The sequence below is a fragment of the Anabaena sp. CCY 9910 genome (assembly GCF_963920875.1).
Taxonomy (GTDB): Bacteria; Cyanobacteriota; Cyanobacteriia; order Cyanobacteriales; family Nostocaceae; genus Trichormus; species Trichormus variabilis.
This window is the reverse complement of sequence record NZ_CAWUDJ010000024.1, coordinates 1-16,213: the sequence shown is the minus strand read 5'-3', so window position 1 is coordinate 16,213 and position 16,213 is coordinate 1. Positions and strand designations below refer to the sequence as shown.

Here is a 16,213-nt window from a genome sequence, read left to right as displayed (position 1 = left end):
AGAATTAAGCCCTTTATATTCCCATTCATTTGTAGTTATACGGAGCCAGCACCTAAAATGGCAAAAGTAGTTGGAATTGACTTAGGAACAACTAACTCCTGCGTCGCAGTAATGGAAGGTGGTAAACCCACAGTTATTGCCAACGCAGAAGGTTTCCGCACCACACCGTCGGTAGTGGCATTTGCTAAAAACGGCGACACCCTAGTAGGACAAATCGCCAAGCGCCAAGCGGTGATGAACCCCGAAAATACTTTCTATTCTGTTAAGCGCTTTATTGGTCGTCGCTATGACGAAGTAACAAACGAAGCTACAGAAGTTTCCTACAAAGTTCTCAGCAGTGGCGGTAACGTCAAGGTAGACTCTCCTGGAGCCGGTAAACAATTTGCTCCCGAAGAAATTTCTGCCAAGGTTCTCCGCAAACTAGTGGAAGATGCTAGTAAATATCTTGGTGAAACTGTTACCCAAGCTGTAATCACCGTTCCCGCGTACTTCAATGACTCCCAACGTCAAGCTACCAAGGACGCTGGTAAGATCGCTGGTATTGAAGTCATGCGGATTATCAACGAACCCACAGCCGCTTCCTTGGCTTACGGTTTTGATAAAAAGAGCAATGAAACCATCCTCGTATTTGACCTTGGTGGCGGTACATTCGACGTATCCGTCCTAGAAGTAGGCGACGGCGTATTTGAAGTATTGGCTACTTCTGGTGATACCCACCTTGGTGGTGACGACTTCGATAAAAAAATCGTTGATTTCCTAGCTGAACAGTTTAGAAAAGACGAAGGTATTGACCTCCGCAAAGACAAACAAGCACTGCAACGCTTAACCGAAGCAGCAGAGAAAGCCAAGATTGAGCTTTCCAGCGTGACCCAAGCAGAAATCAACCTTCCATTCATCACAGCTACCCAGGACGGCCCCAAACACCTGGATATGACTCTGACTCGCGCTAAGTTTGAAGAACTTTGTGCTGACTTGATTGACCGTTGTCGTATTCCCGTCGAACAGGCGCTACGGGATGCCAAACTCAAGAAAGACAATATTGATGAAGTGGTCTTAGTGGGTGGTTCTACCCGTATTCCTGCGGTACAACAACTCGTTAAGAATCTGCTAGGTAAAGAACCAAACCAAACTGTTAACCCTGATGAAGTTGTGGCAGTTGGCGCAGCGATTCAAGCAGGTGTATTGGGTGGTGAAGTCACAGGCATCTTGTTGTTAGATGTAACACCATTGTCCTTGGGTGTAGAAACCTTGGGTGGTGTGATGACAAAGATTATTCCTCGCAACACCACAATCCCCACCAAAAAATCTGAAGTCTTCTCTACAGCCGTGGATGGTCAAACCAACGTGGAAATTCACGTCCTCCAAGGTGAACGAGAATTTGCTAACGATAACAAGAGCTTGGGAACCTTCCGCCTCGACGGTATTCCCCCAGCACCACGGGGTGTTCCCCAAATCGAAGTCGTGTTCGACATTGATGCTAACGGTATCCTGAACGTCACCGCTAAGGATAAAGGTACCGGTAAGGAACAGTCCATCAGTATTACTGGTGCTTCCACTCTGGATAAAACTGACATTGACCGCATGGTGAGAGAAGCGGAACAAAACGCTTCATCTGACAAAGAACGCCGGGAAAAAATTGAGCGTAAAAACCAAGCCGATTCTTTGGCTTACCAAGCTGAGAAGCAGCTACAAGAATTGGGCGATAAAGTCCCCGAAGCGGATAAAACCAAAGTTGAAGGTTTAGTCAAAGACCTGCGGGAAGCTGTTGCGAAGGAAGACGACGAGCAAATCAAGAAACTGACCCCAGAATTGCAACAAGCATTGTTCGCAGTTGGTAGCAACATCTATCAACAAGCTGGTGGCGGTGCTGCGCCTGGTGCGGCTCCTCAAGATGGCGGTACTACTTCATCTGATGGTGGTGATGATGTAATTGACGCTGATTTTACAGAGACTAAATAATCTTGGTAATGATTTAAGGTACATTAATTTGTACCTACTCAATATCACCCACCCAAATCGATGTTTGGGTGGGAATTTTTTTATGTTTAGATATTGAGAAAAGCAGAATACGCCTGGGGACTGGTGAAAATTTCTTAATGAAGATGTGCTTTATTCTGGATTGTAGAGACGTTGCAGGCAACGTCTCTACATCATTTATTGGGTGCAACTTCATAGAGAATTGGTATTAACAGTTGACCATCAACTGTCAACTATCAACCGTCAACAACCAAAACAAATTACTAACTATTGAGTGCAACTGGCTTTTGTGACTCCAGTCCGACTAGCTTTTCGCTCAAATCCCACAGGCGTTCGGCTTTTTCATCATCACGAGCTTGGGGAGAAACTTTTTGTACAAAAGACTTACCATCTTTCTTTTGACGATTTCCCCAACTCCAATAAGCACCAGATTGTTTGTATTCAGGCGCAGCAATCACATCTGCAACCCTCTCTCCTGCCAACTCTTGGGATACGTAGCCACCAGTGATGTACTTTTGGAACAAGGGGAAGATTTTCTGGAATAGGGGATAGTGGTTACGGAATAGTGGTGTTTCGGCCACACAACCGGGATAAAGGGAAGTGAAGGTAATGCCGGTGGATTCATGATAACGGCGATGCAGTTCCCGCATGGTCAGGACGTTACAAACTTTGCTGTCTTTGTAAGCCTTCACTGGTTCAAATTTCTTACCGTCAATCATAGAAATTGGTGGTTTAAAGCCTTGGGCAAACCCTTCCAAGTTACCCAAGTCTGGGCGCGGAGGAATTTTACCACCTAGTTCATCTGGGTTGTGGGTGACAGTTCCTAAAATCACAAGTCGTTTATCCGCAGCCGATGACTTCTGCAAATCTTCCAGCATGAGCTTACACAGCAGAAAATGACCAAGGTGATTGGTGGTCATGGTCAATTCGTAACCTTCTGGACTGCGTAAAGGCTCTTTGATTAAGGGCATATAAATGGCAGCATTGCACAATAAAGCGTCTAAGGATTTGCCAGTAGCTCTAAAGTCATTGACAAACTGGCGCACACTATCCAATGAGCCTAAGTCAATATGTATGACGGTGTAGCTATCCTTGGGGATGCCGACTTCTTGCGCGGCTTGTTCTGCTTTCTCTAAATTGCGGCAAGCCATGACGACGTGCCATCCTCTTTTAGCAAGGGCTTTTGCAGCGTACAAACCAACCCCAGAAGAAGCTCCAGTGACTATAACTGTTGATTTTCGATCCTGTGCCATTGTCTTAAGACTCTATGTAATCGCCTTTTACTATTTTCAGGATCTTACCTTAAGGAGTTGCTACCTCTGATTGGTTGATTACTGACTGTTACATAGAGTCACATCAATCTTAACTTTTAGTTCAAATTGCTTAATAAATCTGGTTGCTTGGCAATATGGGAAATTGTCTGAGCAAAGGTCTGGTGATTGACTCACATATAGGACTTACGCACTGAACCAAAAAAACCTTCTGAGGGTTGTACATTAAAGAATTATTTGTCAGTTTTAAAGAATTTAGTGTCCAGTCACTCGATTTTTTGAGTCCTTACGTAATAAAAAACTAGCTTCATGCAACTGCGATGTAGAACTTTGGGAAAAGTTTACCCGCCAGTGTCGAGATAACAGTACAACAGCCACTGCCGTACTAATTAATTTTATCTCCCAGTATGTAAATAATCCCTTAAACGAAGTAGTTAAGAGTTCAAGGAATATAAAAGATCCAGGAAAAATAGATTGGGAACATCTGATTAAACAACAGGTAGATAAGTACCTAGAACAACATTTGCCCTCTTACCTGGATAAACATATAGCTAGTAATCAGCAAAAAAGTCAAAAATGACAAATGAATACTCAAAATAAAGAGTATTGGTTAGTCAAAGAGCGAGCTAAGTATTTAGGAAGAGAAATAACTGATAATCAACTCATACATATCGAATTGTAGGACTTTTAAATAATCCTTATGATGCGATCGCCACAAGAAGACATTGTTTTTTCGTTGAAATGAAGAGTCCTTTCTGACTCCACATCTTCCAGAATGATGAGTGAGGGGGTACCCAAACCTGATAGATTAAGCTATCAGCGAGTAAAAACTGGTGAAAATGAAAGTCCTAGTTATTGGTGGCGATGGATATTGCGGTTGGGCAACCGCACTTTATCTTTCCAATCGCGGTTATGAAGTTGGAATATTAGATAGTTTGGTGCGTCGGCACTGGGATAATGAACTGGGTATCGAAACTCTGACTCCGATCGCACCAATTCAGCAACGTCTCCAGCGCTGGCAAGATTTAACAGGCAAATCTATTGACCTGTTTGTTGGCGATATTACCAACTATGAATTTCTCCAAAAAGCGTTGCATAAATTCGAGCCAAATGCCATAGTCCATTTTGGCGAACAGCGTTCAGCACCATTTTCGATGATTGACCGTGAACACGCAGTTGTTACCCAGGTCAATAACGTTGTGGGTACGTTGAATTTGCTGTATGCAATGAAGGAAGATTTTCCTGACTGTCACTTAGTGAAGTTAGGAACAATGGGGGAATACGGCACACCTAATATTGATATCGAAGAAGGCTACATCACCATTGAACACAATGGGCGCAAGGATACCCTACCTTATCCCAAGCAACCCGGTTCAATGTACCACTTGAGTAAAGTTCATGATAGCCACAATATCCATTTTGCTTGTCGGATTTGGGGATTGCGGGCAACAGACTTAAATCAAGGTGTGGTTTACGGCGTTCTCACCGAAGAAACGGGGATGGACGAACTCTTAATTAACCGACTAGATTATGATGGTGTGTTTGGTACAGCGCTCAACCGTTTCTGCATTCAAGCTGCAACTGGTCATCCCCTAACTGTTTATGGTAAAGGTGGGCAAACGCGCGGATTCTTGGATATTCGGGATACGGTGCGATGTGTAGAACTAGCGATCGCTAATCCGGCTCCATCGGGTGAGTTTCGTGTCTTTAACCAATTTACTGAACAATTCAGTGTTGGTGACTTGGCATTAATGGTGAAAAAAGCTGGCAATGCCTTGGGGTTAAATGTAGAGATCAATAATCTCGATAATCCCAGAATCGAGAAAGAAGAACATTACTTCAATGCCAAAAACACTAAACTACTCGATTTAGGCTTGCAACCTCATTATCTCTCTGATTCTCTGCTAGATTCTCTCTTAAACTTTGCTGTCAAGTATCAAGGACGAGTTGATCAAAAGCAAATTTTACCCAAAGTCTCTTGGCATAGAAATTAACAATAAGACTGAAGCAAAAAGCTTTTTTGTTCTCCCAGGGTGTAAAAGTATGAGATTGTTCAACACCTAGACTCTCATACCTTTACACCCTATTTTTAGATCAGAGAAAGTTATCTTTATGTTTCGTTGTAGATTTTCCTTTGAGGAAGACAGTCCTGAAGAAAAAACTTTCGCAGCCAAATATAAAAGCTGTATTTTCCCTACTCCCTACTCCCCACTTTCAAGGCAGCCGATCATTACATAAGCGCGTATAGATTTGGCCCAAAAAACAGCCCCATTTTTAGCGACAGAACAATCGTTCCAACTCCAAGGGAATACAGTGTAAGGGTTTTAAAGTCCTACACCGCTATATTCCTGCACCGTTGATTTTGTGTTCTTATGCGTGAGTCTTAACACAATTCAGTTCCGAGCGGACAACTCTGAGTAAAAATATCAGTCTCCAGCCCCTAGAAAAATTTCATGCTTAGCTGCGAAATTTACTTCATCATGACTGTCCATCTTTGGTAATAGTAAAAAAAATACAGTATTTAAAGATTTTGGAACGAATAAATATTACACTTTCATCAAAATAACTAGGAACCTACGTTATTATCTGACCGCAAAACTTGTTAACTTTTTACGAGCATACCTAATCATGAAGACTAACTTTACTGCATTGCTAATCATGCCCGTCCTTTTCAGCAGCTCAGTTAATGTACAAAAACATACACTTACATCAAGGATTGATACCAGTAATTCCTCTACTGTTCAAGAAGTCAAAGCACCTAAACACACTTTATTAGCCGCAGCTACTACACCAAAAACCTATTATGTAAGTGGTACGGGAAAAGACAGCAATAATGGACTCTCCAGAACTACTCCCTTTAGAACAATTCAAAGAGCTGCCGATTTGACCAACCCAGGGGATACAGTCATAATTATGAATGGACTGTACACAAATCCATACCCTGGTGCTGGCTATGCTGTATCCATAACTCGCTCTGGTAGCGCTAACGCATGGATCAAATTTCGGGCATCTAGTGGACATACACCTAAAATTAAGCATGATGCTTGGAATGGGATTTATATTGGCGATGGAGCCTCTTATGTCGAGATCCAAGGGCTAGAGATAGAAGGGAATAATGACAATATCAGCCTTGATTATGCTAGAGAACAGCAGTATAACCTTTATAATCCCTGGACAATCGGAAATTGTATCACCATTGATGGACGGAACAATGGTCATCCGCATCACATCCGAATCCTCAACAACAAGATACATGGATGCGGCGGTGGTGGTATTGCTGTAATTCAAGCAGACTATGTAACGATAGATGGCAATGAAGTCTATAACAATGCTTGGTACTCTCCTTATGCTAGCAGTGGTATTTCGGTCTATCAGAATTGGAATTATGATAGCAATAAGGGATACAGAATGTATGTTACCAACAATCGGGTTTATGATAATCGACAGTATATTCCCTTCGTATACAGTGGGAAAATTGAAGATGGTAATGGTATCGTCATCGATGATTTAAGAAATACTCAAGGCGGATCAACTTTAGGCCCCTATCTAGGACGTACTTTGGTTGCTAACAATCTTACATATAAAAATGGTGGTACGGGCATTCATACCTACCTCAGTGAAAATGTAGATATTGTTCACAATACTGCTTATTTGAATAACCAAAGCCCAGAAATCTCTCATGGGCAAATCTTTGCTAATGCCTCGTCAAATGTCAAGGTGTGGAATAACATTCTTTACGCTTATCCTGGCAAAAATGTCAACAATAACTGGAGCAATACAAATGTTAGTTATAACTACAATGTATACGCTAATAGTTCCTTGATCACTGTGATGGGAGCTAATGATATTATTGCGGACCCCCAGTTTGTTAACCCATCCCTAAACAACTTCCAATTGAATGTAACTAGTCCAGCAATTAACAATGGTTATACCTGGAGTCAATTAAAGAAAGATATCCTCAGTAATCCTCGTCCTTCTGGTATTAAATATGATATCGGTGCATACGAGTATCAGTTTTAGTAACTAGAGAGAAAAACAGGGGGTTGTGTGCCGAGAATGTGAATTATACAGAAAAACTTTTATCTTCTATTGGTTTTCGGCGCACAACCTCTTTTTTTACAATCGAATTGCTTTGTTTGATCAATGAGCAATCATCCTTGAGTCGAAGCAAATTAATCTATATTGCTCAGACGATATCAGGACTCAACACTGAATATTCAGCACTCAGTACTCCCTACTCCCTATTTTTAAAAACGCCGTTCTAGGATTGCTTTGATATTGGGGATAGCGGCGGCGATAGAGGCGAAATCTGGGGTTGTCTTTTGCCAACTTTCCCGTTCTTCTAGTCGTTCCGCCCAGGCTAGCAGACGGGGGTAATCATCTAAAGAGAACCCGAAAAGGGGGAGAGAAGGAATCAGTGTACCTGCAACCACTTCTGCCAGTGTGAAATCTTGGCCTGCAAAGTAGGTGTGTTCACCCAAAAGAGTTTCATAAAACTGTAAAATCTTCCCTACTGCCTCTTGAGCAGATGCGAGCTTTTTGGCATCGGTGTCTAATTCTACTAATGGCCGAGTCAAGATGACGGTAGCAGGCTGAAGCTCGCTGACTGTGATCATTTCTACCATCCGAACTGTAGCGATCGCCGCAGGCTCACTAGGAATTAGCGAGGGAGTGGGATATTTTGTCTCTAGATAATCCAAAATTGCCAAAGACTCCACCACCCGTAAGCCATTATCTACTATCACAGGCACACGCTGGAGGGGATTAATTACCGTGAATTCCTCCTGAAATTGATCACCATCGAGATTCAGCAACAATGGTTCAAAAGGGATTTGTTTTTCCAGTAAAGCTACCCAAACTCGACGAGCATTAACAGAGATGGGATTGTAGTAAAACTTCAGCATGGCAACCCTAAGTTATCAACTACGCTCAGGGATTATATCCTTTCGTTAAGTGATTGTACAAAATACTGGAAAATCTAGCACAATAAAATAACAAGTTTTACCTAAAATTCTCATTACCAAAAACTTAATAGATTTTCTTTGGTGTGGTGTGGTTCGTGCTGATTCACAACTAGACTTACTTACCCGCAAACATTGAGAGGTGTCCGTATGGATGCTAATAAACTCCTAGAGTTATATAACGCAGGAGAACGAAAATTCCACAGAGCAAATCTGCATCAAGCTAACCTTTATGCTGTTGATTTGAGGGGGGCAAATTTTGCCGAAGCTGATTTAAGTGGAGCCAACCTTAGTCAAGCTAACTTGAGCGGATGTAATCTCAGCCGTGCTAATTTAACTGATGCAGACTTGAGTGGAGCTAACTTAAGTGGAGCTAACTTGAGTGAAGTCAACTTCATCGGTGCAGACTTAATTAGCACCAATTTAAAACAAAGCACTCTCAGTCGAGCAGATTTACGGGGTGCCAATTTAATTTTGGCCAATTTATTCAGTGCTAACCTGAGTGAAGCGGAAATGAGTGGTGCTGATTTGAGTGGCGCTAATCTCAAGCAAGCAAACTTAATTGGTAGCAACGTCATGGAAGCAGAATTGAGGGGGGCAAATTTCTCTGGAGCTGTAATTACAGAGCAAGAAATCACTGGTAGAGTTGTGCGCTTAGGTCTCTCTCACAGATGGATAACTTGGGCTGGTTGTCATTGACTCAGACAACATACACAAGGGTAACAAGAGTATTTGTTACCCTAATAAGGGACTTCCAGATAAAAAAATACCCAAAATGTAGAGTGCGTCAGTGCCATAGAACCTAAATACGCTCAGAAATTATTCACACTGACGCACCCCACCAAACCATCAATTTCGGATAATTTATTTTTTGTGTTTCCAAATCTGGGGCAGTCGTTGAACAACTGCCTCCTGTATTTTTATAGCTAGCTTGCGTGTACAATTTTAGTAAACCAAAGGAGTTGCACCGCGCATCTGACGGAAAGAATTAATGCAAGCCGGACAGTCACAACCAAACAAGGCAATTGCTATATCGCTTTCTGCATCGTTGAACTCCAACATAGGCGCATCTTCTTGGGAAAATTCTATTTCCGGCTGATAGTTAGGCACTTGGGCTAAAACAGAAGCTCTAGCACAGACCAAACCAACCTTATGTTTATTTCTGATACAAGATAACTTATCTGTGTTTTTGACTTCTGGCTCAATTGCTTGTGTATGATTGACCATAACTGTCATAGACAGAATAGATGCTATCAAAACGGGACTAGAAATTAGGGTTAGGATAAATTTGTTCATGGGTTTCCTTGGAAATTAATTCTGACAACTCAGAATACTCCGATTAAATCTTACAGTGATACTGATTGTCCATCAGGAGATTATGTTGCCTAGTCAGGACTTTTGTCGAGGATAGAGTAGGTAAAAGTAACATTAGTGTTGTTACTTATTTATTATTTCCATCCATAAATTTATTTACTGATTGAACCAAGGCATAGCAATATTAGCAATGAGGCAACAAGAAGAATAATTAGATACTACTTTTGGGCTTTGGGTTGAAATATCAAGTATGTACCCCCCAAACCTTCCACAATTGTGCGTGTGTTAGCAATCATCATACTTTGGTAAGTGTCACCATCACTGGTTGTTTCTCCTAGTCCTTGAGTGTATAGTCGCCGTTCTGACAATTTTACTTCCGCCTCAGTAGCGACAGATTCCATCACTTTTAATGTATCGGTCATATCTGCAAAGATTGTCGGTACATTAGATTTTTGGATATACTGAGTCAGATTTTTGATTCTCTGATCTGTCGCTTGTTCTTCAGTGCCAATAGTAGCGGAGGGAATGCCATAGGCGTTTGTGTAATAATTTATTGCATTATAAGTTGTTACTAATTTGCGCTTTTCTTTGGGAATAGTGGCAATTTTTAATTTAATCCAATTATCTAGTTGAATTAATTCGGTTTTAATTCTTTTTGTATTATCACCATAAATGGCGGTATTACTGGGTTCTAATTTTCTCAGGTTGCTATTAATGACTTCCAACATCTTGATAGCATTTTTAGGATTATGCCAAACATAAGGGTTATTTACTCTACGAGAATTTGCTAGAATTTGCTGTGGCTGAGGAACTGCAATTTGACTCACAGCAATTTTAGGTGCAGAGTTTTTGGTTGTATTTATGAGCTTGATTAATTCTGACTCAAGATTATAACCGTTATAGAGAATTAGATTAGCCTGCTCAAGTGCATCTTTATCTTCTGCTGTTGCTTGATAAAGCTGAGGTGCTTTGTTAGGGGGGATTAAGCAGATGAGATTAATCGTATTTTCGGCAATCTGTCTGGTTAAATCACACAGTACACTTGTGGTTGCTACAACTTTGGGAAGATTTTCATCAACCACATTAGTAGTCTGAGTAAAAGATGCACTTGTAGTTTGATTTCTACATCCAACAAATGCAGTGGTGAAAATAGTTAAAATTACGCGTAATAAATTTTTAGCTAATAATTTCTTTGGCATTATTTACTGTTGCTGACTGGATAAAAAATAATAGATATTGATTAATAAGATTATACTAATTTTTAATTGGCTGGAAGATGAAACAATTTCCTATTAGCTATTACCTATAGGACTACCATTTGATTTTTATATTACAGTCGGCTTGTACTGGGCATTGTCCACCCTACTAGTACTTAGATTATTCAAGAATCTCATCAGATTTTTGTAGGAGTGCAATAAGAATAAAGGCACAGCATTGCTGTGCCTCTAAAAGTTTATGCTTTTTCACTTCACAAATTACCAGTGGGTAACTTCCCTTGTAGTAGCTGAAGCCTAGTTTGGACACAGTTGGCGCAGTTACAACCCAATTGATCGATGATGGGATTAGATGAACGAGTCAAGTGTAGAGTGGTCGATGGGGAAATGGGCTGTGTAGATACGGCTGTAATGGCTTGTGTATCAAGTACAGAGTTGATACTAACTGCCTTTGCTGGGTTAGCTACCAGCAACATAGATGCGATCAGTACAGGACAGGCCAGCAAAACTAGTTTGACTAAGTACATAATTCACAAATAATTACTATTTCTGATACAGCATAGCCAATTTATTAACTATCTTCAACTTTAGTAAATAAATACTAATTAACTACGCCCAAATCCTTGACCCCGCAAAATTTTTGACCAAATGATTAATTCTCCTTTTTCACCACCTGCGGCAATTAGTTTACCTTGGGGGTGCCATGCTAGGGTAGAAAATCCGTCAGCAACACCTGTGAGAATTTGGGATACTTCCTTGGCTTTGTTCCACAAACATAGCCAGCCATCGGTTGCAGCCGAAGCTAGTAAAAAGCTTTTAGGTGCAAAGGCGATCGCATTAATCACACCCACATGATTAGTTAAAACTCGCGCTTCCCATCCCAAGTTTTCATCTTCTAGCTTTTCCCAGACCACGATACCTTCCACACTGGAAGAGGCTAGTATTGGTGCGCCTAGTTTGGTGGTGGCTTCTGACCATGCTAGTTGGCGAATCTTACCGGGGAAGCCACGCATAACCCAAGGGTCGGGATTATTCCACTCCAACACGGTGACGCTACGATCCATGTTGCCTGAAGCCAGGAATTTACCATCAGGCGACCAAGCCATAGTCACACTCACAGTAGGCATATTCAGAATATATGGTTCTTCATCCCAGTCTTGGGCGTGCCAAATTTTAATTCCCTTGTTACCACCAATTGCTAGGTATTGACCATCAATCCGCCAATCAATACTCAATGGGGATGAGTCGGCAAAATTCAGGGTGGTGACAACCTCACGAGTATCAGCGTCCCAAACTTGTACATAACGCCCCAAACTAAAAGCCAACTGGTTGCTAGTATGACTCCAAGCCAGCTTGTCTACCCATGCAGGTGCATTTTCTAAGGTGGCGATTAATTCTTGTTCCTGCCAGATTTTCACCCGTCCATCTTGTCCACCAACAGCGAGAAATTTGCCATCAGGGGAGAAAGCAAGACAATCGACAGACTGGCCATTACCAGCTTGCAGGGTTGTTAACTCACCATCCTGCCATAGTACTACTTCACCATTTGCCGAAGTTGCGGCTAAAGTATTTCCTTGTGGAGACCAGGCGATCGCTGTTACATATTCTGCCAGCATCCCTGAATAGTGTTCTTCAAATTCCTTATTTTTGCTGGTTGTCACGTTCATAGGTTGTTGAGAGAGGTGAGAGAAGAGAGCAGGGGGAGCAGGGGTAGCAGAGGGAGCAGGGGGAGAGAACCCCCTAGCCTCTTGGTATCTTTTAAGCAAAACAAGCGAGAAAATCTTGCTTGAGTCGGGCTTCATCTAAATTGCGACCGATGAACACTAGTTCGTTTTTGCGTTTTTCGTTGGGTTTCCAGAGGCGATCGGGTCTCCCATCGAATATCATGTGTACCCCTTGGAAGACAAATCTATTATCTTCCCCGGCAATATTTAATATGCCTTTCATGCGAAATATGTCGGGGCCTTGGGTACGCAATAATTCGGAAATCCAAGCGTTTAATTTTTCCCCGTCGAGTTCACCCTCTTGTACTAAAGCCACAGAGGAAACAGTATCATCATGTTCGTGGGCATCTTCACCTAAAAAATTGGGATCTATCTCTAAAGCACGGTCTAAATCAAAGGCTTTCACACCCAACAAAGCGTCCATTGCTAACTCAGAATTGCGAGTACGGTAGATTTTGGCGATCGCATTCATCGACCTAATCCGTTTTTCTAATTCATCTAATTCTGATGGGGTAACTAAATCAGTTTTATTAAGTAAAATTACATCAGCAAAGGCAATCTGTTCTTGCGCTTCGTCTGCATCCCAGTGTTGCCAAATATGCTTGGCATCTACCAGCGTTACTACTGCATCTAAAGACAGTTGGCTTTGCATATCTTCATCTACAAAGAATGTCTGAATCACTGGTGCAGGGTCAGCTAATCCAGTAGTTTCAATTACTAGATGGTCAAACTTATCACGACGCTTCATCAAATTGCCAATGATCCGGATTAAGTCCCCGCGAACTGTACAACAGATGCAGCCGTTGTTCATCTCAAAAATTTCTTCATCTGCATCAATAACTAATTGGTTATCAATGCCTACTTCCCCAAATTCGTTAACGATGACAGCAACTTTCTTGCCATGCTCGTATGTGAGGATATGGTTGAGTAGGGTTGTTTTACCTGCGCCTAAATAGCCAGTCAGAACAGTAACGGGAACTGAATCTGTAATTACGTCGGCCATCATATTATAAAAGCCTCAAATCTTACCATACGGATAATCATTATCACCTATGATAAGTCTTTTTATATTTTTGTGCGAATCTTGTTCACATAAGACTGTTAAAAAATATTTTCCGGTGACTCAGTTACATCTTTAAAATTTGTGTAGCTCACTAAACTGTATTAGGTATCTTTTCTATACATCCATATGAAAATAAATGTAATCAAAGCCACATTTATCTCATATTATGGCATCAGTGTTATCAGTTTGGCAAACTGTCAAAATTTTTATAAAAGTTATTTTTTATATTGCTTATTATTAAGATAGATAATTTATATTCTGCCAGAGAATTTATGCCTAAGAGAATAATTACAAAATTCAATAGTTGGTTTCATCGAGATAGAATTGTCAGTAATCTAGAATTTTTTCAAGATATTATTGTAATTTCCCTGTGCATGGGCTTATTTTGTGTCATGCTCATTCGTCTATGTGATATGTTTTTATCTTTTTTGCGACCATTAGATTTAAGGGAAGTCACATCAGATATCTTGTTTATTTTAATTTTGGTAGAATTATTTCGTTTGTTAATTGACTACTTGCAATCACAGAAAATATCAGTAGGAGCAGCCGCAGAAATTACGATAGTTTCTGCATTACGGGAAGTAATTCTACGTGGAGTGTTAGAAATTAATCGTGACCAAATTATAGGCATTTCTATATTTTTGTTGGTGTTAACAGGAATTTTAATGGCTCTACCTTGGATATCCCAATTTTTTGAACACGTTAGACTTACTGACTATGAAAGCACAGAAGAAAGTACAGAATTGTTATCTGATAAATCTTGAAATACAGATTGGCTGTTGACCGTCAACAGTCAACAGCTTTCACGACGGATTGTGCAACCTAAAAGCAGAGTGGCTTAGTAAACAGTACCCAGAGAGTGGTACGGGACTCATATTTGATTTATGGAAAAAGTCAGTACACCTCTCCCTAGTAGTCTGGCAAGTCAACTTTGTGAGGTTAATAGCAGCAAAAAAACCTCTTTCTCCCCCGAAGTTCGCCCGGTTCGCGTAAGCGTCTCGTAAGAGAGGGAAACCAACGCCACTTGCTATAAGTCGGGAAACCCGCCCAACACAGTGGCTCCTCCTTGCGACTTCTCCCCCTGCTTCCTCTGCTTCCCCTACTTGCCTTAGCCCAGCAATTTTGGGTTGTAAACTACTATCCCCACACCCCTAATTATTGAAACCACTAGCAGATATTACCAAAATGATTGCAAAATAAATACAGTCCGTTGTGGTGACTACCTAAGAAATGCCGACTATACTTGCTGACGCACAAAATTTACTATCTGACCTCATCGCCCGTTACTCGTCGCGTGTAGATTATTTAATGATTCGCCTAGAGGAAGCAGAAGGAACTGATATCTTGTTGCGTGGTGACAAAGTAGAAACTCTTAGCGAAGGGATTTCAATTGGTGGACACGTCCGCGCTTGTTATAAAGGTGGTTGGGGGTTGAGCTGCTTTAACCAATTGGCAACGATTCAAGACAGGATTGAAGAAGCGATCGCCGCCGCCCGTATGGTAGGAGACGAAGAAACGATACTGGCTCCTATGGACTCAGTACAAGCTATATGCAGGCTACCCCTGACAGGTACAGATCCGCGAAAAGTTCCCTTGGCGAAGAAGAAAGAATTATGCGATCGCTATACTGATTTACTCAAAAGTGTTGACCACCGGATTACTACAACCTCAGTTCGTTATAGTGACAGTAGCCAAAAAATTATCCTTGCCACTTCGGAAGGAACTCTCATTCAACAGTCTTGGGTGGATATGGAAATGCGCTTTGCTGCCACTGCTAAAAATGGTGAAACAGTGCAAACTGGCAGGGAAACTACAGGTTCTCGCAAAGCCTACGAAGATTTAATTAATTTAGATACTCAAGTTAAGAATGCTGCACAAAGAGCTGTTGCAGCTTTGTCTCTACCATCAGTCAAAGGTAATACCTACACTGTAGTTATCGATCCCGTGCTGACAGGTTTATTTGTTCATGAAGCTTTTGGGCATCTTTCCGAAGCTGACATGGCTTACGAAAATCCAGATTTATTAGACGTGATGACCATTGGCAGGCGCTTTGGCCCCAAAGAACTGCAAATATTTGATGGTGCAGCCCCAGAAGGACATCGCGGTAGTTATTTTTATGATGATGAAGGTACACCCGCTACCACTACCCAACTAATCAAAGATGGTGTTTTAGTGGGACGTTTGCATTCCCGTGAAACCGCCGGTAAGTTAGAAGAAACGCCAACGGGTAACGCTCGCTGCCTCAATTATCACTTCAATCCCATTGTGCGGATGACCAATACTTGGATTGAACGGGGTAAAACACCAGTTGCAGACTTATTTACTGATATTAAAGAAGGTGTTTACGCTCGTAATTGGCTAGGTGGTATGACTAACGGCGAAATGTTCACCTTTAGCGCCGGGGAAGCTTGGATGATCAGAAACGGTAACATTGCCGAACCTGTAAAAGATGTGACGCTTTCAGGAAATGTTTTTCAAACCCTGGCTGATATTGAGGCTATTGGTGATGATTTTTATTGGGATGAATCTGGAGGTTGCGGTAAAGGTGGGCAAAATGGCTTACCTGTAGGTTGTGGTGGCCCTAGTTTACGGATTCGAGATGTAGTAGTTGGGGGAGAGATGTAATCAATTCAAAATTACGCCTAATGTGAATTAAGAAAAAAGGCGGGAGAAGTAAGAAGATGAAAGT

General features: G+C 41.5%; 13 protein-coding genes. 6 read left to right on the top strand and 7 right to left on the bottom strand.

The window, feature by feature from the left end:
• Positions 1-57 precede the first annotated feature (57 nt).
• On the top strand, positions 58-1,959 hold the full coding sequence (gene dnaK / locus ACM5QX_RS17695; RefSeq protein ID WP_011317183.1) for a molecular chaperone DnaK: 1,902 nt from the start codon (positions 58-60) through the stop codon (positions 1,957-1,959).
• 281 nt (positions 1,960-2,240) lie between these two features.
• Here the strand turns inward: dnaK and ACM5QX_RS17690 are convergent, their stop codons facing one another.
• Complete coding sequence (locus tag ACM5QX_RS17690) at positions 2,241-3,230, bottom strand: protochlorophyllide reductase (RefSeq protein WP_414754724.1); 990 nt, start codon at positions 3,228-3,230, stop codon at positions 2,241-2,243.
• Between the two features lie 857 nt (positions 3,231-4,087).
• Between ACM5QX_RS17690 and ACM5QX_RS17685 the strand changes: the two genes are divergently transcribed.
• On the top strand, positions 4,088-5,242 hold the full coding sequence (locus ACM5QX_RS17685; protein WP_011317181.1) for an NAD-dependent epimerase/dehydratase family protein: 1,155 nt from the start codon (positions 4,088-4,090) through the stop codon (positions 5,240-5,242).
• A 634-nt stretch (positions 5,243-5,876) separates the two neighbouring features.
• Entirely contained in the window at positions 5,877-7,268 is a 1,392-nt protein-coding gene (locus tag ACM5QX_RS17680) for a choice-of-anchor Q domain-containing protein (protein WP_414754723.1), read from the top strand.
• A gap of 227 nt (positions 7,269-7,495) precedes the next feature.
• Here the strand turns inward: ACM5QX_RS17680 and ACM5QX_RS17675 are convergent, their stop codons facing one another.
• A complete protein-coding gene (locus ACM5QX_RS17675; protein WP_414754722.1) occupies positions 7,496-8,152 on the bottom strand; it encodes a glutathione S-transferase family protein in 657 nt (218 codons plus the stop codon).
• 207 nt (positions 8,153-8,359) lie between these two features.
• On the opposite strand from ACM5QX_RS17675, the gene ACM5QX_RS17670 reads away from it, so the two are divergent.
• Positions 8,360-8,908, top strand: coding sequence for a pentapeptide repeat-containing protein (locus ACM5QX_RS17670; RefSeq protein WP_414754721.1), 549 nt, complete (start codon positions 8,360-8,362; stop codon positions 8,906-8,908).
• A 246-nt stretch (positions 8,909-9,154) separates the two neighbouring features.
• On the opposite strand, the gene ACM5QX_RS17665 is transcribed toward ACM5QX_RS17670, so the two are convergent.
• The 5 genes from ACM5QX_RS17665 to ACM5QX_RS17645 all read right to left on the bottom strand — a co-directional run bounded on the left by ACM5QX_RS17665 (position 9,155) and on the right by ACM5QX_RS17645 (position 13,467).
• On the bottom strand, positions 9,155-9,505 hold the full coding sequence (locus ACM5QX_RS17665; RefSeq protein ID WP_414754720.1) for a hypothetical protein: 351 nt from the start codon (positions 9,503-9,505) through the stop codon (positions 9,155-9,157).
• Between the two features lie 236 nt (positions 9,506-9,741).
• Positions 9,742-10,722, bottom strand: a complete 981-nt coding sequence (locus ACM5QX_RS17660; RefSeq protein WP_414754719.1) for a metal ABC transporter substrate-binding protein — start codon at positions 10,720-10,722, stop codon at positions 9,742-9,744.
• A gap of 269 nt (positions 10,723-10,991) precedes the next feature.
• Positions 10,992-11,264 carry a hypothetical protein gene (locus ACM5QX_RS17655; RefSeq protein ID WP_414754718.1) on the bottom strand — a complete coding sequence of 91 codons (273 nt, stop codon included), beginning with the start codon at positions 11,262-11,264 and terminating at the stop codon, positions 10,992-10,994.
• A 78-nt stretch (positions 11,265-11,342) separates the two neighbouring features.
• Complete coding sequence (locus ACM5QX_RS17650) at positions 11,343-12,404, bottom strand: WD40 repeat domain-containing protein (RefSeq protein ID WP_414754717.1); 1,062 nt, start codon at positions 12,402-12,404, stop codon at positions 11,343-11,345.
• A 91-nt stretch (positions 12,405-12,495) separates the two neighbouring features.
• Positions 12,496-13,467 carry a CobW family GTP-binding protein gene (locus tag ACM5QX_RS17645; protein WP_414754716.1) on the bottom strand — a complete coding sequence of 324 codons (972 nt, stop codon included), beginning with the start codon at positions 13,465-13,467 and terminating at the stop codon, positions 12,496-12,498.
• 329 nt (positions 13,468-13,796) lie between these two features.
• On the opposite strand from ACM5QX_RS17645, the gene ACM5QX_RS17640 reads away from it, so the two are divergent.
• Positions 13,797-14,288, top strand: a complete 492-nt coding sequence (locus ACM5QX_RS17640) for a phosphate-starvation-inducible PsiE family protein (protein WP_414754715.1) — start codon at positions 13,797-13,799, stop codon at positions 14,286-14,288.
• Between the two features lie 466 nt (positions 14,289-14,754).
• On the top strand, positions 14,755-16,149 hold the full coding sequence (locus ACM5QX_RS17635) for a TldD/PmbA family protein (protein ID WP_414754714.1): 1,395 nt from the start codon (positions 14,755-14,757) through the stop codon (positions 16,147-16,149).
• Positions 16,150-16,213: the final 64 nt, after the last annotated feature.